This window comes from Aeromicrobium sp. YIM 150415, from assembly GCF_016918125.1.
GTDB lineage: Bacteria > Actinomycetota > Actinomycetes > Propionibacteriales > Nocardioidaceae > Aeromicrobium > Aeromicrobium piscarium.
This window is the reverse complement of sequence record NZ_JAERWM010000016.1, coordinates 16,056-36,984: the sequence shown is the minus strand read 5'-3', so window position 1 is coordinate 36,984 and position 20,929 is coordinate 16,056. Positions and strand designations below refer to the sequence as shown.

Sequence of the window (20,929 nt, the reverse complement as noted above, 5' to 3'; positions counted from 1 at the left end):
CGTTGAGTGTGGGAGGTCCCCCCACGCTCAACGGGCACGTCAGCTGTGGAGAAGTTCCTGGTGGCCGCGGGTCTCCGGCGCTAGACTCGCTGCATGACATCGGACGCCGTGGAGGTCGAGCGAGCATTGCTCGCACTCGACACGCATGAGCGCGCGGCGGTGATTCACCGAGTTCTCTCCAGTCTCGACGATGAGCGCGATGCCGGGGCCGATCAGGTGCGTGTCGATGCGGCGTGGCGTGCTGAATTGCGCCGCCGTGTCGACGGAGTGGAGAGCGGCCAGGTCCAGCTGCTCGAGGTCGATGAGTCGCATGCCCAGCTCCGCGACGAGTTGGCGGCGCGTCGGGTGTGAGCCCGAGCAAGCGCGAGCATCCAGAGGCTCGTGTCGAGTTGCGTGCGGCCGCCTTCTGGTATGACGACGAACAGCCAGGGCTGGGCAATGACTATCTCGACGCGGTCGATGCCACTGTGCAGAGCATCCTCGACTGGCCGCACGCTGCGTCGGTGCTTCCCGGGTGGGAGGGAACCCCGTCGATCCGCAGCAGGAAGGTCGGGGTCTTCCCTTATCGGGTGCTGTACTACCACTCCGGTCCCGGCGTCGTGATCCTCGCTTATGCACACCACCGCCGCCGGCCTGATTACTGGAGGCATCGACTCGGCGAGGCGGACCGTCAGTAGCGGGTATGTCGATCCCGAGCGGGTGCGTCAGCCGGCGTCGAGGTTGGGTTCGTCGCGGCGGCGTTCGGCCATCTCGAGGGAAACCTCCAGCCGCGACAGCAGCTGGGCGAGCTGACGCTGTTCGGCCCGGTTCAGTCCCGCTAGGAGGGTGTTCTGCTCGTCGAAGTGCCGCTGGAGGACGGTGTCGATGAGGTCCTTGCCTTCCGCGGTCAGTTGGATGTAGACGATCCGGCGGTCGTGCGGCTCCTTGGAACGTTCCACCAGGCCGGCGTCGACGAGTCGGTCGATGCGTTGGGTGATGCCGCCGCTGCTGACCAGGCCGATCTCGGCCAGCTGCCCGGCGGTGCGCCGGTAGTCCGGGCCGCTGCGTCGCAAGGAGGCGAGCACGTCGAAGGCGGCGGTGGTGAGGTTGAACTCGGCGAGGATCTCGCTGACGAGCGCCTGGTAACGCAGGTCGCAGCGGTGGAGGCGTCCGAGCACGCCGATGCTACCCACGTCCAGATCGGGGATCTCCCGGCTCCACTGGTCGATGATGAGGTCGACCAGGTCCGATGATCGCCTGGGGCGCGATGTCGCCATTGTCGAAATCTCCTCAGCGGTAAGGTGTCGCACCGTCCTCGGGCGCTACCCGACAGTACCTCGCGGGTGGGGTCACGTCTGGTTTGCCTACCCTCACAAAAGGTACTCGATCGAGCGGTAGTTGTCTCTCATTTGATGTCGGGCAGGTAAAAAAAAGTCTCTTAGAGCTTGACCTCTTAGATAAAAGATGTCCACACTGGTGCGACATCAGCGACGTGATCGGGGACACACCCCGGTCCACCCCCCCCAGGAGTTCACGGATGCGCACACGCTGGAAGCTCGCGGCCCTCGCCGCCACCACGCCCTTGCTACTCACTGCCTGCGGGGGTGACGGCGGCGACGGAAGCGGGGACGGTGACGAGCTCACCGAGATCACCGTCGGCGTACTGCCGCTCGCGGACTACGCCCCGGTCTACTGGGCCGAGGACCACGGCCAGTACGAAGAGCAGGGCCTGAAGGTCACCTTCGAGCCGCTGCAAGGCGGCCCGGTCGGCATCCAGCAGGTCGTGGCCGGCGAGCTGGACTTCGCCTTCTCCAATGCCATCAGCTCCACCGTGGCCAGCGCGCAGGGCGCCCCGGTCCAGACCGTCGCCCTCGTGAGCGGTCTCGGCGAGGACGAGCTCGGCGTCTTCGTCACCCCCGACTCGCCGATCGAGGAGCTCGGGGACCTCGACGGCGCGACCGTCGGCATCAACACCACCAACAACATCGGCGACGTGACCTTCGCGCGGCACGCACAGGAGGAGGGCGTCGACGCCGAGCCGGAGTGGGTCGAGGTGCCCTTCCCGGAGATGGTCGCCGGCGTGCAGAACGGATCGATCGAGGCCGGCTACCTCCCCGAGCCCTACGCCACCGCGGCGCGACAGGCGGGTCTTCGCCAGGTGGCCAATCTCGTGCAGGGTGAGACGGTCGGCCTGCCGGTCTCGACCTTCGTCACCAGCACCCAGTTCGCGAACTCCGATGCCGACACCGTCGAGCGCTTCGCCAAGGCGCTGAACGCCGCCCGCGATGACATGGAGGGCAAGGACGACGAGTTCCGCTCCTGGTGGCCCGAGGCGACTGACGCCGACCCCGACGCGACCGCCGAGATGCACCTTCCCGTGCTCGACGTGCAGCTCAGTGTCGAGGGCATGCAGGACATCGCCGACTTCATGGCCGAGCTGGGAATCATCGAAGAAGGCTATGACGCGTCCGAGTTCACGATCGTCAACGAGGACTGACGTCCCCCGGGCCGTGCCGCGCGGGGCCCAGGCTCCGCGCGGCACCATCCACACCACCAGAGGACTGATTCGATGCAATTGATCCACGATCCGCTCACGCGGCGCACCCAGGTGGTCCTGGGCGTCGTCGGCGTGGTCGGCTTCGTCGCGGTGCTGGAGCTGGTGATCCGCACGGGGCTGCTCTCCGGCGAGGGCCTGCCCCTGCCGAGCGCCGTCGGCGGCCAGGTCGTCAACCTGCTCGGCGATGGCGAGTTCTGGACCCAGATCGGCTTCACGCTGCGGCAGTGGCTGCTCGGACTGGTGATCGCCTCGGTCGTGGGCATCATCCTCGGCGGCCTGATGGGGGCAGTGCCGACGATCTTCTCGATGTTCCTGCTGCCGGTCGAGATCCTCCGCCCGCTGCCGTCGATCGCCGTCGGGCCCCTGCTCGTCCTGATCCTGGGCGCGGGCATGCTGCCGCTCTCGCTCACGGTCGCGCTGGCGTGCATGTGGCCGATCCTCTTCAACTCCATGTACGCGGCCCGGGCGGTCGATCCGGTGGCCATCCAGACCGCCCGGACGCTGCACGTCTCGCGCGCCGGGATCCTGATGCAGATCCGCCTCCCCGCCGCGCTGCCCTTCATGTTCACGGGCATTCGCGTGGCCGCCTCGATCGGACTGATCGTCGCGGTGAGCGCCGAGCTGCTGTTCGGCTCCGGGCAGGGCATCGGCGGCTACATCCTGGTGGCCAGCACCAATGCGGGCAATCTCGACGGCGTTTACGCGGCGACCCTCGTGGCCGGTGTGCTGGGTGTGCTCGTCACCGGCGTCCTCGCCTCCATCGATCGACTGGCCTTCGGCTGGAAGGAGGGGTTGGCTCAGTGACCTCCATGACCCACGACGAGTCGACGGCGATGCCGTCCACGCGTCTGCCCCATCGTCTCGGACCCCTGCTGAAGACCGCGGCCATCCGGCTGATCGTCCCGGTCCTGCTGGTCTTCCTCTGGTGGTTGGGCTCGCGCAGCGAGACCAACGGCCTGTTCATCGCGCCTCCGCTGGAGGTCGCGCAGCGGGTGATCAGCGATTTCCTGAGCACCGATCCACGCCACTTCTTCCTCGGCGATGTCGCGCGTGGCGATCTCATCCCCAGCCTGTGGCGGGCCACCCTCGGCTTCTGGCTCGCGGTCGTGGTGGGCGTCGGCCTCGGGATTGCGCTCGGCCTGCAGCCGGTGCTTGCCGCCCTCTTCCAGCCGCTCGTGCACCTAGGACGCTCGCTGCCGACGCCGGCTCTCATCGGCGTCTTCTTCCTGCTGTTCGGCACCGGAGACTGGCCGAAGGTGCTGCTGATCGCCTTCGGCATCGTCTGGCCGATCCTGTTCAACACGATCGACGGCGTGCAGAGCATCGGCACCGCGCGAGCCCATGTCGCCTCGGTCTTCAAGATCTCCTCGTGGGATGTGCTGACCCGCATCGTGCTCCCCGGCGCCGCCCCCAAGATCTTCGCCGGCGTCCGGGTCGCGCTCTCGCTCTCGCTGATCCTCATGATCATCTCCGAGCTCCAGCGCTCCAAGAACGGGCTCGGCAATCTGCTCGTCGCGAACCAACGGAACTTCGACTATCCGGGCTTCTGGTCCGTGCTGGTGGCGCTGGCGCTCATCGGCATCGTCCTGAACGTCCTACTCGTCCAGATCGAACGCCGGGTCCTGGCCTGGCACAGAGGAGTGACCCTTCAGCATGACTGACCACGCCACCGAGACCCCCGCCCCCGCGGAGCTGGTACTCGACGAGATCTCGAAGACCTACGGGCAGAATCGCGCGATCGGCAACATCAGCGCCACCATCCCGGCCGGGAAGGTGTCGGTCATCGTGGGTCCTTCAGGGGCCGGCAAGACCACGCTCCTGCGCATCATCACCGGCCTCGAGGAGGCCACGAGCGGTCGCGTGCTGTTCGACGGCGAGGTCGTCAACGGCGTGCCAGAGGGACTCGCGATGGTCTTCCAGGACTACTCGCGTTCGCTGTTCCCGTGGATGCGGGTCGAGGACAATGTCGCCTTCCCGCTGCGCCGCCGGACGTCCAAGGCCGAACGCGCCCAGCGCGTCGAGGAGGCGCTCAAGGCCGTCGGCCTCGACGGCAAGGGCCGGCTGTACCCGTGGCAGATGTCCGGAGGCATGCAGCAGCGTGTCGCGATCGCCCGGGCGCTGGCCTGCCGGCCGCGGCTGCTGGTGATGGACGAGCCCTACGCCTCGGTCGACGCCCAGACCCGCGCGGAGCTGGAGGACCTGCTGCTGTCGATCCAGGCGCAGCTCGACATCACGGTGCTGGTGGTCACGCACGATATCGACGAGAGCGTCTATCTGGCGGACCGGATCATCGTGCTCTCCAAGCCGCCGAGCACCGTCGCCGAGGTGATCGACGTCGGCCTGGCGCGTCCGCGTGATCAGATCACGACCAAGGAGGAGGCCGAGTTCGTCCATGCGCGAGCACACGTACTGCGGCTGCTGCGCGGTACCGCGACGCCGGACGATGCGTCGGACGTGCGGGTGGCCTGACCAGATGAGGGAGACGAACATGACCGAGCGCGATATCGCGATCATCGGCGGAGGCATCGGCGGCATGGCCGCTGCCATCGCGCTGGACAAGGCCGGACACTGGGTCCGGGTCTTCGAGCAGGCCCCGGGGCTCGGTCGGGTGGGCGCCGACATCAACCTCACCCCGAACGCCGTCCGCGCGCTGGACGGGCTCGGTGTGGGCGAGGAGTTGCGGCGCACGGCTGCCCGGCCGACCCACCGCATCAGCCGCACGTGGGACACCGGCGAGGTGACCTCGCGGCTGGAGATGTCCGATGCGGCCGAGCGGGCCTACGGCTCCCCGCAGCTGACGATGCATCGGGCCGACCTGCTCGCGGCCTTGCAGCAGGCGCTGCCGGAGGGCTCCCTGCAGCTCGACAAGCGACTGACCTCGCTGACCGAAGATGCGGATGGTGTCGAGTTGGGCTTCGCCGACGGCACGACCCATCGGGCCGATCTCGTCGTCGGCGCGGACGGGATCCACTCGGCCGTCCGCACCGCCGTCCATGGACAGGAGCATCCGGAGTTCACCGGCGTCGTCGCCTTCCGCGCGGTCGTGCCGGCCGAGAAGCTCTCCGATCAAGCCGATCTCGGAACGTTCACCAAGTGGTGGGGGCCCGATCCGCAGACGCAGATCGTCACCTTCCCACTCAACCGGGGCGAGGACGTCTTCATCTTCGCCACCGCCCCGCAGGACAGCTGGCTCGAGGAGTCGTGGACCACGCCGGGTGACTCCGATGAGTTGCGTTCGATGTACGCGTCCTTCCATCCCGAGGCCCGGCGGCTGCTCGATGCCGTCGACGAGGTGCTGAAGTCGGCGCTCTACGTCCGCGACCCGTTGCCGCGCTGGTCGACGGATCGGGTGACCCTGCTCGGCGATGCCTGCCATCCGATGATGCCGTTCATGGCGCAGGGGGCCGGGCAGGCGATCGAGGACGCGGTGGTGCTCGCCCGCGCGCTGGCCGAGCCCGGTGAGCTCGCCGACCGTCTCCGCGCCTATGAGGAGGCGCGCCACGACCGTACGGCGACGATCCAGATCGGCTCACGCGGCAACGAGTGGCTCAAGGACTCCGGCGACGGAGACTGGGTCTACGGCTACGACGCCTGGACCACCCCCCTCGCCTGACTTCCTCGGTCCCTTCCCGAGGGCGGTGAGTGATCAACCAACCTTCACCCGACGCGATGGTTGATGGCGCACCTGTATCGGGTCCGTATCGATCGCGGTGAGTGCTCAACCACGCTGCGATCGGGATGGTTGATGGTGCACCGCCTTGCGCCGAGGCCGGATCCCGGTGAGTGGCCAACCATCGGTTTTGGTGTGCGTGGCGGGGTGCGCCGCGAGGATCGTTGATGACGCACCGCCCCGGCGTCGTGGATCGAGGGCGGTGCGTGGTCACCCACCGGTCTCGCCACGGACGACGGTCCGAGGCGTGATGGTTGCTCATTCATCGCTCATGTGCGACCGCGCCGGGGCGATGCCAATGCGGTGGTCGGGCGCCTTGAGACGACCGGCCGCGAGGGACTGCCGGGGCTACACTGAGGGCCGTGCTCGCCGCTGTCGCCTGTGCCGCGCGGCCAGGGTGAGAGTCTGACCGAGGGGGAGCGATGTCGCGTGCCGTCCGTTGGTCGATGGCGCTCGCCGTCCTGCTGACGCTCCTGCTCGGTGGACCAGCGACGGCGATGCCGGCCGAGCAGGACGATCCGGTCCTCCGCGTCGGTACCGAGGGCACGTATCCGCCGTTCACCTACCGCGATCCCGATACCGACGAGCTGACCGGTTACGACATCGAGGTCATCGAGGCGGTCGCCGAGCGCGCGGGCTGGCGGCTGGAGTTCGTCGAGACCCAGTTCGACGCGATCTTCCCCGCCCTGGATGCCGGTCGCGTCGACATCATCGCCAATCAGGTCTCTATCAATCCCGAGCGCGAGGCCCGGTACGCGCTGAGCGAGCCGTACACCTACTCGCGGGGTGTGATCGTCACCCGATCCGATGACGACTCGATCCAGAGCCTGGCCGATCTCGAGGGCAAGACCACCGCACAGTCGAGCACCACCAACTGGGCCGCGATCGCGCGCGAGGCCGGTGCGAAGGTCGAGACGGTGGAGGGCTTCGCCCAGGCCGCGGAGCTGCTGGTGCAGGGCCGGGTCGATGCGATCGTCAACGACAACATCGCCGTCCTCGACTACCTCGCCACCACCGGTTCGGACGCGGTCAAGATCGCCGCGGATGCCGACCAGGAGACCTCCGAGCAGGTACTCGTCTTCCGGCAGGACGAGGGCGCTCTCCGCGACGAGGCCGACCGGGCGCTGAACTCGTTGCGCGAGGACGGCTCGCTCTCCGAGATCTCCGACAGTTACTTCGGTGCAGACGTGTCGATCGAGGACGGCGGGGAGGCGACCACCGAGGGGCGCGGCGGCCGATCGACGTGGGACGTGCTCCGAGCTGAGGCCTGGCCGATGACGCTGGCGCTCCTCAAGGTCACGATCCCGCTCACCGCGGCAAGCTTCGTCCTCGGTCTCATCCTCGCGCTGGGCGTCGCCCTGGCCCGCATCTCGCGGACCCGCTGGCTCTCCTGGCCGGCGGGGGCATTCGTCTCGATCATTCGCGGGACGCCGCTGCTCCTCCAGCTCTTCGTCGTCTTCTACGGCCTGCCGCAGCTCGGACTCACCTTCGATCGCTTCCCGGCCGCGGTGGCGACCTTCAGCCTGAATGTCGCCGGCTATGCCGCCGAGATCATCCGGTCGTCGATCCTGGCCGTGCCTCGAGGGCAGACCGAGGCCGCCCGCACGATCGGCCTGGACTATCGCCAGACGCTTCGGCGCATCATCCTGCCGCAGGCCCTGCGCACGGCCGTCCCGCCGCTCTCGAACAGCCTGCTCTCACTGGTGAAGGACACCTCGCTCGCCTCGGTGCTGCTGGTGACCGATCTGTTCCGCGTCGCTCAGGTGGCGGCGGGGGAGAGCAACGAGTTCCTCGCGTTGTACGCCTTCGCGGGGCTCTACTACTGGATCGTGTGCTGGCTGCTGTCGCGGGCCCAGCACCGGCTCGAACGTCGACTGGATCGGTACGTGACATGACCTCCTCTCCGCCGCTGTTGCGCGCTCACGGACTGCACAAGTCCTTCGGCGACCGTTCCGTCCTGCGCGGCGTCGATCTCGAGGCCTCGCAGGGCACGGCCACGGCTCTGCTCGGACCGTCGGGCTCGGGCAAGACGACGCTGCTTCGCTGTCTCAACGCCCTCGACGTCCCCGAGAGCGGCATCGTGTCGGTCGGTGATGTCGAGGTCGACTTCGACCGGCTGCCGGCATCCGGACGAGGCCGCGAGACGATCCTGAGGGAGCTGCGTGCGCAGTCGGGCATGGTCTTCCAGCAACACCACCTCTTCCCGCACCTGACCGCGCTCCAGAACATCATCGAAGGCCCGGTCACCGCTCAGCGGCGCCCGCGCGACGAGGCGGTCGCCGAGGGCCGGGCGCTGCTGGCGCAGGTCGGTCTCGGCGATCGGGAGGACGCGTATCCCTCGCAGCTGTCGGGAGGGCAGCAGCAGCGGGTCGGCATCGCCCGTGCACTGGCGATCACGCCGCGCGTCGTGTTGTTCGACGAGCCGACCTCGGCCCTCGATCCGGAGATCGTGGGTGAGGTCCTCGCCGTGATCCGAGATCTGGCGAGTCAGGGATGGACGATGCTGATCGTGACCCACGAGGTGCGGTTCGCCGAGGCGGTGGCCGATCAGGTGCTGTTCCTCGACGATGGTGTCGTCATCGAGCGGGGAACGCCGGCTCAGGTCATCGGCGATCCCGAGCGGGAGCGCACGCGGCGGTTCCTGCGCCGGGTGCTCAATCCCGGCGTCGAATGATTCAGCGGGACTGGAGGATGAGGGTGTCCCCGGCCACCCGCACCTGACGCAGGTCGTCGACGCGGGCGTCGACCTCGGCTCCCTCGAGGTGGTCCCCGACACCGATCACGGCGGCGACTCCCGCGGCCCGTGCGGCGGCGACCCCGGCCGGCGCGTCCTCGAACACGACACAGACCGACGGCTCTAGGCCGAGACCTTTGGCGCCCAGCAGATAGGGCTCCGGGTCCGGCTTGCCGTAGGTGACGTCCTCGGCGGCGATGATGTGCTCGGGCCGGGCGATGCCGACGGCGTCGAGGCGGGCGCGGACGAGCCGGCTCGTCCCCGACGTGACGACGGCCCATCGGCCTCCGGGGAGAGCGGCGGTGAGGCTCGCCGCTCCGGCGATGCCGTGCGTTCCCGCCGCCCCCTCGATCTCGGCCTCTTCCAGGAAGCTCTCGGCCTCCGCCCTCCGGTCGGCGACCACGAAGGAGGCCACGATGTCAGCGGCGCGCACACCGTGGCGCATCTGCGTGCGGTAGTCGAACTGCGGGGCATAGCGTTCCGCCCAGACGTCCCACGCGGCACCGGCGGCCTCGAGGGAGTCCACGAGCACACCGTCGCAGTCGAACAGGACACCGCCGAACCTAAACTCCATACCCCACATTCTCCCTGCCCAGATGTGGCCACCTGTGGCCGGTTCGGGTGTGGTGAAACGGGCCACAGGTGGCCACATCTCGGCAGGAGCCGAGGCTCAGGTGAGGGCGGACAGCCGGTCGAGGGCTTCGGTGAGGACCCCGGGGCGTTTGCAGAAGGCCCAGCGCACGAGCGGCCGGCCGGCCTCTCGGTCGTCGTAGAAGACCTCCTGTGGGACCGCCACCACGCCCGCGAGCTCGGGAAGCCGGCGACAGAAATCGATGCCATCCGTATAGCCGAGCGGGCGCACGTCGGTGGTGGCGAAGTAGGTGCCCTGCGGCGTGAAGACCTCGAAGCCGATATCGCGCAGGCCGTCGCAGAGCAGATCGCGCTGGCCACGCAGACGGTCCCGGAAGGCCTCGAAGTAGGCGTCATCGGCCCCCAGCGCCGCTGCCGCGGCGGGCTGAAGCGGCGCGCCGGAGGTGTACGAGAGGAACTGCTTGACCCCCATGACCGAGCGCAGCAGTTCCGCGGGACCGGTAGCCCAGCCGACCTTCCAGCCGGTCAGCGAGAAGCTCTTGCCGATGCTGGAGATCGTGATCGTCCGCTCGCGCATGCCCGGCAGCGTGGCGATCGGGACATGCGGCTCGTCGAAGGCGAGGTGCTCATAGACCTCGTCGCTGATGACGACGAGGTCGTGCGCGACCGCCACCGAGGCGATCGTCTCGAGTTCCTCGCGGTTCAGCACCGTCCCGGTGGGATTGTGCGGCGAGTTCAGCAGGATCGCGGTGGTCCGAGGGGTGATCGCGGCCCGCAGGGCATCGAGCGGCACGCGGAAGTCAGGGGTGCGCAGGGTGACGGGGACCCGCGTCGCGCCGGCCATCTGGATCATCGCGACATAGGAGTCGTAGTAGGGCTCGAGGACGACGATCTCGTCGCCGGGGTCGAGCAGGCCGAGCAGCGACGCGGCGATCGCCTCGGTGGCGCCGGTGGAGACGATGACCTCGGTATCGGGATCGACGACCAGGTCGTACCAGCGGTGCTGATGCTCGGCGATCGCCCGGCGCAGCTCGGGGATGCCGATGCCGGGGGCGTACTGGTGATGTCCGTGACCTCGGACGGTGTCAGCCGCGTAGGTGAGGATCTCGTCGGGTCCGTCGGTGTCCGGGAAGCCCTGGCCCAGGTTGATCGCCCCGGTGCACTGCGCCAGCGCGGTCATCTCGGCGAAGATCGTGGTGCCGAGGCCGGTGAGGCGTGCGCTGGAGGTCTTCATCGGCTACGACGATACCCGCGGTCCGCGCTGAAAGGTGCTGAAGACAGAGGTCGGCCCGCCGTTCTCGGGGGGTGAAACGGCGGGCCGTCGGCAGCTGCGAGGGAACCTCTGTGCTGCATGTTCAACTATACACACCAGGTGCAGGGCGGCAAGCACTTTCGGGAAAAGAAATCTCGCGTCCGGTCCTCGGAAGCGGACAGTACCCACTCTAGGCCCGAGATGAGAGACTGGCATGGTGACGACGCAGACGACCTCGCGCCGCTCGGGCCGCGCTCTCGGGGCCCTCGGCCTCGCCTTGGTGATCGCGGGCCTCGCCGTGCTCGGCTATGTGGCCTGGCAGTACTGGGGTACCACCTGGCTGGCCAAGAAGGAGCACGAGTCGCTGCGCACCACGATCGTCCAGGACTGGGATCGTGGTGACGATGCCACGGAGATCAAGGGCGAGGGGCTGTTGCGGGTTCCGCGATTCGGTGCCGACTACGAGGTGCCGATCCTCCTCGGCTTCGACGATCCCACCTTCGCGAAGGGCATCGGCATGTACCCCGAGGGCGCCAAGCCGGGCGAGGTCGGCAATCTGGTGCTCGCCGCCCACCGTGTCACGCATGGCGAGCCGTTCCGCCACTTCTTCGATCTCAAGGCGGGCGACGACATCATCGTCGAGACGCGCACCGAGATCTTCACCTACCGGCTCCGCGACAACGGCGATGCGACCCGCGTCGACTTCCGCACCACCTGGCCGCTGCAGCCGGTGCCGTCGCCGGATGCCGCCGGCGTCGAGCCCACCGAGAAGCTCGTGACGCTGTTGACGTGTTCGGAGCTTTTCCACACCGACGACCGCAGTGTCGCGGTCGGTGAGCTGGTGGACGTGCAGACCAAGAGCGACGCCGGCTGACCCGCGCCCGCCACGCTCAGCGAGCCGGAGGCCGATCGGTCAGCGCCTGGTAGACCAGCTGGCGCAGCCCCTCCCGCACAGGCAGCGGTCGCGAGGTGAACGCCTGCGTGAAGAACAGCGCCGTGAGCTCCTCGGCCGGATCGACCCAGAACCGGGTCCCGGCCATACCGCCCCAGCCGTAGGTACCGGGACTGCCGGGGCGCCCGGTGGCCGCCGGATCGAGGTCGACCGAGAACCCCAGTCCGAAGCCGACACCCGGCATCGGCGACTCCGAATACAGCGGGCGCCCATAGGTCGCCAGATCGACTCCACCGGGCAGGTGGTTGCGGGTCATGAAATCGACGGTGCGCGAGCCGAGCAGCCGCACCCCGTCGAGTTCCCCGCCGCGCAACAGCATCTGAGTGAAACGGTGGTAGTCGTGTGCCGAGCTGATCAGCCCGCCGCCTCCGGAGCGATGCGGTGGATGCTCGACCCCGCGGGCGGCGTCATCGGCCGGGACGAGCCCGGACTCGGTCAGCCCGTACAGGCGGACGAGGCGGGGGTCGGGAGTCTCGCCGATGCCGAAACGGGTGTCGTCCATGCCCAAGGGTTCGAAGATCTCGGCGGTGAGGAACTCCGCCAGCGACCGTCCGCTCAGGACCTCCACGACGCGGCCCAGTACGTCCGTCGCCATCGAGTAGGCCCACTCCGTGCCGGGCTGGAAGAGCAGCGGCATCTCGGAGATGGTGTCGCACAGGCCGGCCAGGTCCATCGGCACGCTGCCGTCGAGGCCGGCGTCCCGGTACATGGCGTCCACCGGATGCTGGCGGAAGAAACCGTAGGTCAGGCCCGCCGTATGCGTGAGCAGATGCACCATCCGGATCGGCTCGGTCGCCGCGACGGTCGAGGGCGCGAGGTCGCTGCCACCGGCGTAGACCCGCATATCGGCGAAGGACTCCAGGATGTCGCCGATCGGATCGGACAGCTGGAAGGCACCCTGCTCGTACAGCATCATCGCCGCCACGGAGGTGACCGGCTTGGTCATCGAGTAGATGCGGAACAGCGAGTCCGAGCCCACCGGCGTCCGCTGTTCGAGATCGCGATATCCGCCGGAGGCGGTGTAGGCGACCTCGCCGCGTCGGGTCACGGCGATCTGCCAGTTCGGCAGCAGCCCGTCGTCGACATAGCGCTGGAGATAGCGGTCCAGCCGGGTGAGGCGGTCGGGATCGAGGCCGACCTCGGTCGGCTCGACGGTGGGCGTGATCATCATGTTCTCCTCGTCATCGTGTTCAGGATCGGACCAGGACATCGCGGAGTCCGTCGCCGATCGCGCTGATGCTCCACGCACCGAGTGTGATCGCCAGGCCCGGCACGATCGTCGCGAAGGGTTCGGAGGTGAAGTTCATATAGGCATCGGCCATGTCCTGTCCCCAGGAGGGTGCGGGCGGCGGCGATCCGAGACCGAGGAAGCCGAGCGCCGCCTGGACGATCAGGAACTGAGCGCCGAGCGCGAAGGTCTGCACCAGGACCGGGGCCATCGCATTGGGAAGCACATGGCGCAACGCCACCCTCGTGCGGGTGACGCCGAGTGACCCGGCGACCTGCACGAACTGGGCATCGCGCAAGGGCAGCACCGCAGCCCGCAATAGTCGGGCGATCACCGGTGAGCAGATCACGCCGACCGTGACCATGCCGTTCTCCATCGAGGGGCCCAGCACCGAGACGACGCCAATGGCGAGCACCAGCGAGGGGAAGGACAGCAGGGCATCGGCGATCCGCATCAGGGTCTCGTCGACGACCGTCCCCGAGAAGCCCGCGATGAGCCCCCAAGGGATGCCGATCAGCAGCATCACCGCCGCGGCGATGCCGATCCCGGCGAAGGCCGAGCGGCCGCCGTAGATGGTGCGGCTCAGAACATCGCGGCCCACCAGATCGGTGCCGAACAGGTGTCCGGACAGCGGACCGCTGCTGCGAGAGTCCAGGGACTGGGCCAGGGGATCGGCCAACGGGAGCAGCGGAGCGAGGATGCTGACGAGGAGCAGGGCCGCGAAGATGACCAGCCCGATCATCGGGATGGCCCCGAAACGGCGCCCGGATCGCCGACGCCGGCGAGTGTCCGCCTCGACGACACCCGGGCCGACCATCGGTGCCTCGGGTCCGGGGGTCCCGCCGATATCGAGGGTGTCGGCGGGCTCGGTGCGTCCGGGGATGCTCATGATGCTCCCTGCTGTGGGTCGGTGATCGCGATCGGGTCGGTAGCGGGCACGGGAGGCCGTGATCGGGTCATGCCGCCGCCCTCCGCATCCGCGGATCGAGGAAGGCCAGCACCACATCGGCGAGCAGATTCAGCACCGCCACCAGGACGCCGACGATCAGCACGATCCCCTGCACCACCGGATAGTCCTGGCTGGTGACCGATCGCATGATCTCGGTGCCGAGGCCGGGGATGGCGAAGATCGTCTCGACCAGCAGCGTGCCGCCGACCAGACCCGCGAAGGCCAGGGGGATCAGCGTGATGACCGGACCCAGCGCATTGCGGAGCGCGCAGCGTAGATAGATCGTCCGGCTGGGCAGACCCATCGCCCACGCGGTGCGGACATAAGGGCTGTCCAGTGCCGCGCTCATAGCGCTGGTGATGTGCCGGGCGAGGAACGAGCCGGTCACCACCGACAGCACCAGCGCCGGGAGGGTCACGGAGTAGAGATTGGCTCCGAGTCCCTCCGACAGCGGGGTGAATCCCACGGCGGGGAAGATGCCCAGGGTGAGGCCGAGGGTGCCCGCGGCGATGGCACCGAGCCAGAAATCGGGCACGGACAGGCCCAGGCCGGTCGCGACGCGCACGGCTCGGCCCGACGCATGATCGCGTCGCACCGCGGCGATGATGCCGAGGGTCAGACCGATGACGATCGAGAGCAGCAAGGACAGCACGATGAGTTCCAAGGACGGGAACACCCGTTGGCTGAGCACCGCCGTGACCGACTGCTGGCTGTAATAGGAATGCCCGAGGTCTCCCTGCACCACCTGGGTCAGCCAGTGCCAGTACTGCAGCGGAACCGGGGCGTCGAGGCCGTAGCGTTCCTCCAAGGCCGCGATCTGCTCGGGACTGATCTCGCCCTGGGCGCCGCCGCCGAGCATCGCCTCGACCGGGCCCCCCGGGAGGAGATAGCGCAGCGCGAAGATCAGGATCGTGCCGAGCAGGATCGTCGGGATCGACGTCGCCAGGCGACGCAGGATCATCCGGGTCATCGCCTCGCACCTCCGTGGGCGGCCACCCCGACCGGGGCGGCGTTCTCGATGATGACCCGCTGTTCGGGGGTGATCTCGCGCAGATCGCCACCCGTCCCGTGCAGCGTCGGGATGCAGTCGAGCAGGGCCTGCGTGTACGGATGTCCCGGTGCGGACAGCACCGTGCGCGCGTCGCCGCTCTCGACGACCCGGCCGCGATACATCACCATCAGGTCGTCGCAGACATCGGACAACACGGCCAGATCGTGCGAGATCATCATGACCGCGAGCCGGTGCCGGTCCACCAGGCCGCGGATCAGATCGAGGATCTCCCGTTGCACCGAGACGTCCAAGGCCGTGGTCGGCTCATCGGCGAACAGCACCCGCGAGCCGCAGCTCAAGGCCATCGCGATGATGGCGCGCTGGCACATGCCGCCGGAGAGCTCGTGCGGGTAGCTGTTCATCACCCGATCGGTGTCGAGGAGTCGCACATCGGCGAGCGCGGCCTCCACCCGCCGCCGCACCTCGCCCCGGCCGCCCGGGGTGTGAGCCCGGGCGGCCATCATCAGCTGATCGCCCACCGTGAACACCGGGTTCAGGGCCGAGGCGGTCTCCTGGAAGATCATCGCCAGCTGACTGCCGCGGTACTGGCGGAGCTCTCGCTCGGGCAGGCTCAGGAGCTCGGTACCGCGATAGCGGATCGAGCCCGAGGTGCGGGCCCCCCGGGCCAGCAGGCCCATCGTCGCGAGGGCAGCCGTGGTCTTGCCGCTGCCGGACTCTCCCGCCACCCCGAGCACCTGGCCGGCGCGCAAGCTCAGATCCACACCACGCAGAGCCCGGGTCGCCGTAGGGCCGTCGCCGAACTCCACGACGAGATCCTCGACGGTCAGCATCTCCTCACCGGGCTCCGGCTCGGTGGCCGGTGACCGGCGGCCGATCCGGCCTCGCGCAGGGTGCCTCGTCATCGAACTCCTCCCGTCAGCTCGTGTAGTGGAGGCCGCGAGCATTGGTGATGCCCAGGGGGCTCTCCACCTGGCCGCCGATGTTCTGGCGATAGACGTCGACGAGGGGCGAGCGCATGATCGGCACATAACCGGGGTTGGTCTGCTGCTTCTCCAGGATCGACCGCACCAGCTCGACCTCGCCCTCGTCGTCGTAGGTCGTGGTGAACTCGGCGATCTCCTCGTCGATGCCGAGGTCGACCTTGCCGGCGTTGTAGTAGGAGTTGCTCCACAGCAGCTGATAGGCCTTGTACGGGTCGGTGGAGCCCCAGTTCGCGAGGGCACAGTGCGCATCGGTCTGGTTGGTGAAGAAGGGGCCGACCTGAGCCGGGGTGGAGGGGACGATCTCCAGGTCGATGCCGATCTCGGCCAGCTGGGAGATGAGGATCGGTCCGGCCTTCTCGAAGCCGAGGCCCTGGTAGGCGTAACAGGTCATCGAGACGCCATCACCGTAGCCGGCATCGGCCATCAGCTCCTTGGCCTGGTCGACATCCTGTTCCCACAGCGGGTCCATGTCCTCGATGAAGCCGTGGGCCCCCTCGGGAAGTGACTGGGTGACCGGCTGGCCGAGGCCCTCGGTCACGGTGTCGGCGATGGCGGAACGGTCGAGGGCCAGGTTGATGGCCAGCCGGACGCGCTCATCGTCGAGGGGCGCGACGGCGGCGTTCAGATAGGCGATGCCGATCGCGGCCTCCGGGCCGACGACGACATTGAGGTCGGGATTGGATTCCAGGGCGTCCACATTCGAGGCGGCCAGGTGCAGACCGGCATCCGCCTCGCCGCTGCGGATCGCGTTCACCAGCGCGGTGTCGCCCTGGAAGATCGAGAACTCGACGGTCTCGGCCCGCTCGGTGTCCTCCTCGTCCCAGTACTCGTCGAAGCGTGTGAAGGTGTACTTCGAGCCCTGGACCTGGGACTCGAAGGCGTACGGCCCCGTGCCGACCGGATGCAGGGCGAAGTCCTCACCGGCCTCCTCCACCGCTGTCGGCGAGGGGATCATGCCGGCACGCGCCGTCAGGCCCATCGGGAGCCGGGCATTGGGCTGGCTCAGGTGATAGGTGACGGTGTACTCGTCGTCCGCGGTGATGTCGGTGACGTATTCGAGCAGGTTCGCGATATTGCCCGCCTCGATGAAGTCGTGCGAGTAGTCGACGACCGCCTGGGCGTTGAACGGGGTGCCGTCGTGGAAGGTGACATCGTCGCGCAGTTCTACGCGCAGCTCGAGCGAGTCGTCGCCCACGAACTCCCAGGAGGTCGCGAGCATCGGGATGAGCTCACCGGTCTGAGGGTCCTGCTGGATCAGCCGGTCGAAGACCAGATCGAGGTAGCCGAGATCCGAGCCCTGCGTGCCCGTGGTCGGGTCGAGGGTGCCGGGCGGGAACATCGACCCGATGACGATCTTCCCGTCGGTGTCGCGGGACGATCCGCCGCCGGAGTCGCAGGCCGCGACGGTCAGGGCGGCGGCCACGACCAGCGCGCAGGTGCCGGCGAGTCGCCGGGAACGGGAGAACAGGTGGGACTTCATGACACTCCTTGATGACGGGTCGCCAGGATCGGCGGTCGATGAGGGGGCGGAAGAGGGGCTCATGACTGCTCCAGCGAGGGGACGGCGTCGATGAGCATGCGGGTGTAGTCGTCGCCCGGGTGGTCGACGATCTCGCGCGGGGTGCCGCTCTCCACGACGCGGCCGTGGTACATGACCGCCGCGCGATCGGCCAGATGGGTCACGACGGAGATGTCGTGGGTGATGAACAGCAGGGCGATCCCCTCCTCCTGGCTGAGGCGGCGGAACAGGTTCAGCACGATGGCGCGCACCGAGACGTCGAGGGCGGAGACGGATTCGTCGCACACCATCGCGACCGGCGAGGTGGCGAGGGCCCGCGCGATGGCGACCCGCTGCTTCTCGCCGCCGGAGAGCTCGGCGGGTCTCTTGTCGAGGAAGCTCGCGGCCGAGAGACCGGCGCGCTCCAGCTGCGGTGCGACGCGGTCCCGCAGCTCGGCCACCTGGGAGCGTCGTCCGGCCGGCCAGGTCGTCAGATTCGGTTCGATGGCCTCGCCGACGAGGCGCCACACCGGGAGCCGGGGGCTGAGCGCCATCGCCGACTCCTGGAAGATCATCTGCACATCGCGGTGCCCGCGGGGGTGGTCGGCCGGACGCGGAGCCAGATCGCCCGAGGGGGTCGGGTAGCGCACCTGTCCCGCGGAGGGCCGCTGGAATCCGGCGACCACCCGTCCGAGGGTCGACTTGCCGGAGCCGGACTCGCCGACGACGCCCAGCACCTCGCCGGGGCGCAGCGCGAAGCTCACATCGTCCACGGCGCGCAATGGCCGGCCGCGGCCGAGGGAGAAGTCCACGCTGACGTTCTCGACACTGAGGATCGGCGGTCGGTCGCTCATGCGCGCTCCTTCACATCGTCCTCGGCGACGGCGGGCGATGCGGTGTCCGCGAACCGTCGACGCAATGACTGCTTGGACCACTTGCCGGTGGCGGTCATGGGGATCTCCTCCAGGAGCTCGATCTGCTCGGGGATCCACCAGGAGGCGACCCGTCCGCGGAGATGCTGACGGAGGTCCTCGATCGTGAGGGTGACACCGGGGGCGGGGACCACGCAGGCCAGGGGGCGTTCGCCCCAGCGGGGGTCGGCCACCCCGATGACGGCGGCCTCGTGGACCTCGGGGTGGGCCATGATGGCGTTCTCGAGCTCGACCGAGGAGATCCACTCGCCACCGGATTTCACGAGATCCTTGGTGCGGTCGACGATCCGTAGGTGCCCCCAGCGGTCGATGGTGGCGACATCGCCGGTCCGCAGCCAGCCATCGGCGGTGAACGACTCCGCGCCGCGATCCGTGCCGAAATAGGCGCTCGCGATCGTCGTCCCGGAGACCTGCAACTCGCCGGGGCTGGCGCCGTCGCGGGGCTGTTCCACGCCGTCATCGGACATGACGCGGATCTCGGTCAGCGGCACGGCCGGGCCCGGGGTGCCGAGCACCTGCCGCGACTCCTCGGCGGACAACCCCCGGTGGGCGGTCCCGAGGCGCGCGGTGGTGACGACCGGACTCGTCTCGGTCATGCCCCAGGCATTCGACAGCGGGAGGCCGATGGTCGTCTGATAGGCGAGGGAGAGGGCATCGTCGACGGCTCCGCCGCCGCAGACCAGGTGCCGCAGGCCGCTGAGGTCGTGCCCATCGAGCTCGGACAGCAGCTGACGCCACACCGTCGAGACCGCGGCGCTGAAGGTCACCCGATGGCGCGACAACAGACCGGCGAGCTCCGCGGGAGCGGTGCCGGGTCCGGGGAGCACCAGGTCCGCGCCGCACTGCATCGCCGCATAGGGAAGGCCCCAGGCGTTGACGTGGAACATCGGCACGATCGGTGCGATGACATCGGACTCGCTCAGCGCGAAGACATCCGCACCGAGCAGCAGCAGGCTGTGCAGCACCACCGAGCGGTGGCTGTAGAGCACGCCCTTCGGGTTCCCGGTGGTCCCCGAGGTATAGCAGAGCGAGGCCGCGGCGTGTTCGTCCTCGATGACCGTCTCGATCGGGGTCTTCGGCTGACCGCGCAGGAGGTCCTCGTAGTCGAGGATCCTCGGATCGTCCGGGAGGGGAACGTCCCCGCCGTCGTCCATGACGATGACGTGGCGGACCGAGGTGAAGGAGGACACCAGCGGCCAGACGACCGGTAGCAGGGTGCGATCGACGAAGAGGATGTCATCGGCGGCATCGTTGACGATGAAGCTGATCTGCTCGCCATGCAGACGGTGGTTGACGGTGTGCAGGATCCGGCCGGAGCTGGGGATCGCGAGATAGAGCTCGACATGACGCTGGCTGTTCCACGCGAAGGTCCCGACGCACGCTCCCGCGGGCACCTGGAGGGCGTCCATCGCATGGGCGAGCCGGCGGACCCGGGGCGTGATCTCCGCCCAGGTGGCGACGGTCTCCTCGGTGCCGCCGGTGATGATCCGCTTGTGCCCGAAGCTGGTCTCGGCGCGGGTCAGCAGGCCGGGGATCGTCAGCGGACGGTCCTGCATCAGGCCCCGGATCATGCTCCGGCCTCCGGTGCGGGCACCGCGACCTCCACGGCCTCGATCCGCCCCTGCCGCGTGGTGGTGTCGGACGGTTGCCAGCTGTTCGAGGTGAGCAGGAACAGGGTGGTCCCGTTCGGCCCGCCGAGGACGCAGTCCGTGGCGCACCGGCCGTCGACCGAGATGACATCGCTGATACGGCCCCCGGCCTCGACCCGCAGGAACTGCGAGGTTGCGATGGACGACACCCAGACGGCCCCCGCCGCGTCGACGCAGATCCCGTCGGGGGTGGAGTCCGGTGGCAGCTCGGCCCAGACTCGCTTGCCGGACAGTCCGCCGTCATCGTCGATATCGAAGGCGGTCAACCGTGCTGCCCAGGTCTCCGCCACGACGAGGGTCGACGTTCCCGGCAGGATGACCATGCCATTGGGGAAGGTCATGTCGGTCTCGACGATCCGCGTCGAGGAGTCCGGGTCGATGCGCAGGATCGGGCCGGGCTTGGCCGGCGCGTCGGCATAGAGGTCGTAGCCGAAACCGCCGAGATAGGTCGTGCCGGACGGTGTCGTCACGAGGTCGTTGACGGGGGCGGCCGTGAGAGAGGAGAGCTCGGCGAATCGGCTCACCTCTCCGGTCGCGGCGACCCGCAGGACGGCGCGGCTCAGCATCGAACTGACGAGCAGGTCGCCATCGGGCAGCCAGCCCAGGCCGGATGGTTGATCGTCGATGATGGCGTACTCCTCGAGCGTGCGGAGCAGCGGGTTGGCGCGGAAGACCTGACCCGTGTGCATATCGGAGAACCAGAGTCGGTCCCCATGCCACCGCGCCCCCTCGGGGAAGCGCAGGTCGGAGAAGATCAGGGTCGTTTCGGGCATGACGATTCCTCGTGGAAGGCGGGAGAAGAAGGCCGGTGGGTCCTCGCCGTGGCACCGGTGCGTCGGCGAGCCCGTGGCCCGTGTCATCGACTCTAGGTGGCGTAGGACACACTGTGGAGCACGTTTCTCTCCACTCTTGGAATGCCTCAGGTGGAGGAATCATGCACCCT

Annotated in this window: 21 protein-coding genes; 10 read left to right on the top strand and 11 right to left on the bottom strand. The window is 68.6% G+C overall.

All coding sequences use genetic code 11. The features are described from left to right. The first annotated feature begins 93 nt into the window (after positions 1–93). Both JL108_RS11175 and JL108_RS11170 read left to right on the top strand, forming a co-directional pair. Positions 94–351 (top strand): addiction module protein, encoded by a 258-nt coding sequence (locus tag JL108_RS11175; protein WP_205198352.1) that lies wholly within the window; start codon positions 94–96, stop codon positions 349–351. Next, positions 348–677 carry a type II toxin-antitoxin system RelE/ParE family toxin gene (locus JL108_RS11170; RefSeq protein ID WP_205198351.1) on the top strand — a complete coding sequence of 110 codons (330 nt, stop codon included), beginning with the start codon at positions 348–350 and terminating at the stop codon, positions 675–677. The genes JL108_RS11175 and JL108_RS11170 overlap by 4 nt, the downstream gene beginning before the upstream one ends. Before the next feature lie 27 nt (positions 678–704). On the opposite strand, the gene JL108_RS11165 is transcribed toward JL108_RS11170, so the two are convergent. Further along, complete coding sequence (locus JL108_RS11165; RefSeq protein WP_205198350.1) at positions 705–1,256, bottom strand: MarR family winged helix-turn-helix transcriptional regulator; 552 nt, start codon at positions 1,254–1,256, stop codon at positions 705–707. Positions 1,257–1,516: 260 nt separating this feature from the next. On the opposite strand from JL108_RS11165, the gene JL108_RS11160 reads away from it, so the two are divergent. The 7 genes from JL108_RS11160 (at position 1,517) to JL108_RS11130 (ending at position 8,880) form a co-directional block, all read left to right on the top strand. After that, positions 1,517–2,476, top strand: coding sequence for an ABC transporter substrate-binding protein (locus JL108_RS11160; RefSeq protein ID WP_205198349.1), 960 nt, complete (start codon positions 1,517–1,519; stop codon positions 2,474–2,476). 72 nt (positions 2,477–2,548) lie between these two features. Next, positions 2,549–3,340, top strand: coding sequence for an ABC transporter permease (locus JL108_RS11155; RefSeq protein ID WP_205198348.1), 792 nt, complete (start codon positions 2,549–2,551; stop codon positions 3,338–3,340). A 5-nt stretch (positions 3,341–3,345) separates the two neighbouring features. After that, positions 3,346–4,197 (top strand): ABC transporter permease, encoded by an 852-nt coding sequence (locus JL108_RS11150; protein ID WP_240190961.1) that lies wholly within the window; start codon positions 3,346–3,348, stop codon positions 4,195–4,197. Next, entirely contained in the window at positions 4,190–5,005 is an 816-nt protein-coding gene (locus JL108_RS11145; protein ID WP_205198346.1) for an ABC transporter ATP-binding protein, read from the top strand. The genes JL108_RS11150 and JL108_RS11145 overlap by 8 nt, the downstream gene beginning before the upstream one ends. Positions 5,006–5,024: 19 nt before the next feature. Beyond that, entirely contained in the window at positions 5,025–6,149 is a 1,125-nt protein-coding gene (locus JL108_RS11140) for an FAD-dependent monooxygenase (protein WP_205198345.1), read from the top strand. A 479-nt stretch (positions 6,150–6,628) separates the two neighbouring features. Beyond that, positions 6,629–8,101: an ABC transporter substrate-binding protein/permease gene (locus JL108_RS11135; RefSeq protein ID WP_240190955.1), complete on the top strand. Its 1,473-nt coding sequence runs from the start codon at positions 6,629–6,631 to the stop codon at positions 8,099–8,101. Next, the gene (locus tag JL108_RS11130; protein ID WP_205198344.1) at positions 8,098–8,880 is read left to right on the top strand and encodes an amino acid ABC transporter ATP-binding protein; all 783 of its coding nucleotides are present in this window, start codon (positions 8,098–8,100) and stop codon (positions 8,878–8,880) included. Before JL108_RS11135 ends, JL108_RS11130 begins: the two co-directional genes overlap by 4 nt. A gap of 1 nt (position 8,881) precedes the next feature. Here the strand turns inward: JL108_RS11130 and JL108_RS11125 are convergent, their stop codons facing one another. Both JL108_RS11125 and JL108_RS11120 read right to left on the bottom strand, forming a co-directional pair. Beyond that, positions 8,882–9,514, bottom strand: coding sequence for an HAD-IA family hydrolase (locus JL108_RS11125; RefSeq protein ID WP_205198343.1), 633 nt, complete (start codon positions 9,512–9,514; stop codon positions 8,882–8,884). A gap of 96 nt (positions 9,515–9,610) precedes the next feature. Further along, positions 9,611–10,765 carry a pyridoxal phosphate-dependent aminotransferase gene (locus JL108_RS11120; RefSeq protein WP_205198342.1) on the bottom strand — a complete coding sequence of 385 codons (1,155 nt, stop codon included), beginning with the start codon at positions 10,763–10,765 and terminating at the stop codon, positions 9,611–9,613. A 232-nt stretch (positions 10,766–10,997) separates the two neighbouring features. Between JL108_RS11120 and JL108_RS11115 the strand changes: the two genes are divergently transcribed. Next, entirely contained in the window at positions 10,998–11,657 is a 660-nt protein-coding gene (locus JL108_RS11115) for a sortase (RefSeq protein WP_143914597.1), read from the top strand. Between the two features lie 16 nt (positions 11,658–11,673). On the opposite strand, the gene JL108_RS11110 is transcribed toward JL108_RS11115, so the two are convergent. From JL108_RS11110 to JL108_RS11075, 8 genes are all read right to left on the bottom strand, one after another. Beyond that, on the bottom strand, positions 11,674–12,945 hold the full coding sequence (locus tag JL108_RS11110) for a serine hydrolase (protein ID WP_240190954.1): 1,272 nt from the start codon (positions 12,943–12,945) through the stop codon (positions 11,674–11,676). Beyond that, positions 12,926–13,852, bottom strand: a complete 927-nt coding sequence (locus tag JL108_RS11105; protein ID WP_205198341.1) for an ABC transporter permease — start codon at positions 13,850–13,852, stop codon at positions 12,926–12,928. Before JL108_RS11105 ends, JL108_RS11110 begins: the two co-directional genes overlap by 20 nt. Positions 13,853–13,919: 67 nt before the next feature. Beyond that, positions 13,920–14,882 (bottom strand): ABC transporter permease, encoded by a 963-nt coding sequence (locus JL108_RS11100; protein WP_205198340.1) that lies wholly within the window; start codon positions 14,880–14,882, stop codon positions 13,920–13,922. Continuing rightward, entirely contained in the window at positions 14,879–15,826 is a 948-nt protein-coding gene (locus JL108_RS11095) for an ABC transporter ATP-binding protein (RefSeq protein WP_205198339.1), read from the bottom strand. The genes JL108_RS11100 and JL108_RS11095 overlap by 4 nt, the downstream gene beginning before the upstream one ends. 13 nt (positions 15,827–15,839) lie before the next feature. Next, on the bottom strand, positions 15,840–17,387 hold the full coding sequence (locus JL108_RS11090) for an ABC transporter substrate-binding protein (protein ID WP_205198338.1): 1,548 nt from the start codon (positions 17,385–17,387) through the stop codon (positions 15,840–15,842). Between the two features lie 59 nt (positions 17,388–17,446). Beyond that, the gene (locus JL108_RS11085) at positions 17,447–18,259 is read right to left on the bottom strand and encodes an ABC transporter ATP-binding protein (protein ID WP_205198337.1); all 813 of its coding nucleotides are present in this window, start codon (positions 18,257–18,259) and stop codon (positions 17,447–17,449) included. Next, entirely contained in the window at positions 18,256–19,908 is a 1,653-nt protein-coding gene (locus tag JL108_RS11080) for a long-chain fatty acid--CoA ligase (RefSeq protein ID WP_240190953.1), read from the bottom strand. Before JL108_RS11080 ends, JL108_RS11085 begins: the two co-directional genes overlap by 4 nt. Beyond that, complete coding sequence (locus tag JL108_RS11075) at positions 19,905–20,759, bottom strand: SMP-30/gluconolactonase/LRE family protein (RefSeq protein ID WP_205198336.1); 855 nt, start codon at positions 20,757–20,759, stop codon at positions 19,905–19,907. The genes JL108_RS11080 and JL108_RS11075 overlap by 4 nt, the downstream gene beginning before the upstream one ends. Between the last annotated feature and the right edge of the window lie 170 nt (positions 20,760–20,929).

Bases quoted from the DNA above. Each gene is read 5' to 3' on its own strand.
- JL108_RS11145 (WP_205198346.1), top strand. From the start codon at position 4,190: ATGACTGACCACGCCACCGAGACCCCCGCCCCCGCGGAGCTGGTACTC.
- JL108_RS11090 (WP_205198338.1), bottom strand. From the start codon at position 17,387: ATGAAGTCCCACCTGTTCTCCCGTTCCCGGCGACTCGCCGGCACCTGC.
- JL108_RS11085 (WP_205198337.1), bottom strand. From the start codon at position 18,259: ATGAGCGACCGACCGCCGATCCTCAGTGTCGAGAACGTCAGCGTGGAC.
- JL108_RS11175 (WP_205198352.1), top strand. From the start codon at position 94: ATGACATCGGACGCCGTGGAGGTCGAGCGAGCATTGCTCGCACTCGAC.
- JL108_RS11095 (WP_205198339.1), bottom strand. From the start codon at position 15,826: ATGACGAGGCACCCTGCGCGAGGCCGGATCGGCCGCCGGTCACCGGCC.
- JL108_RS11075 (WP_205198336.1), bottom strand. From the start codon at position 20,759: ATGCCCGAAACGACCCTGATCTTCTCCGACCTGCGCTTCCCCGAGGGG.
- JL108_RS11160 (WP_205198349.1), top strand. From the start codon at position 1,517: ATGCGCACACGCTGGAAGCTCGCGGCCCTCGCCGCCACCACGCCCTTG.
- JL108_RS11115 (WP_143914597.1), top strand. From the start codon at position 10,998: ATGGTGACGACGCAGACGACCTCGCGCCGCTCGGGCCGCGCTCTCGGG.
- JL108_RS11100 (WP_205198340.1), bottom strand. From the start codon at position 14,882: ATGACCCGGATGATCCTGCGTCGCCTGGCGACGTCGATCCCGACGATC.
- JL108_RS11105 (WP_205198341.1), bottom strand. From the start codon at position 13,852: ATGAGCATCCCCGGACGCACCGAGCCCGCCGACACCCTCGATATCGGC.
- JL108_RS11135 (WP_240190955.1), top strand. From the start codon at position 6,629: ATGTCGCGTGCCGTCCGTTGGTCGATGGCGCTCGCCGTCCTGCTGACG.
- JL108_RS11110 (WP_240190954.1), bottom strand. From the start codon at position 12,945: ATGTCCTGGTCCGATCCTGAACACGATGACGAGGAGAACATGATGATC.
- JL108_RS11130 (WP_205198344.1), top strand. From the start codon at position 8,098: ATGACCTCCTCTCCGCCGCTGTTGCGCGCTCACGGACTGCACAAGTCC.
- JL108_RS11150 (WP_240190961.1), top strand. From the start codon at position 3,346: ATGACCCACGACGAGTCGACGGCGATGCCGTCCACGCGTCTGCCCCAT.
- JL108_RS11120 (WP_205198342.1), bottom strand. From the start codon at position 10,765: ATGAAGACCTCCAGCGCACGCCTCACCGGCCTCGGCACCACGATCTTC.
- JL108_RS11080 (WP_240190953.1), bottom strand. From the start codon at position 19,908: ATGATCCGGGGCCTGATGCAGGACCGTCCGCTGACGATCCCCGGCCTG.
- JL108_RS11165 (WP_205198350.1), bottom strand. From the start codon at position 1,256: ATGGCGACATCGCGCCCCAGGCGATCATCGGACCTGGTCGACCTCATC.
- JL108_RS11140 (WP_205198345.1), top strand. From the start codon at position 5,025: ATGACCGAGCGCGATATCGCGATCATCGGCGGAGGCATCGGCGGCATG.
- JL108_RS11155 (WP_205198348.1), top strand. From the start codon at position 2,549: ATGCAATTGATCCACGATCCGCTCACGCGGCGCACCCAGGTGGTCCTG.
- JL108_RS11125 (WP_205198343.1), bottom strand. From the start codon at position 9,514: ATGGAGTTTAGGTTCGGCGGTGTCCTGTTCGACTGCGACGGTGTGCTC.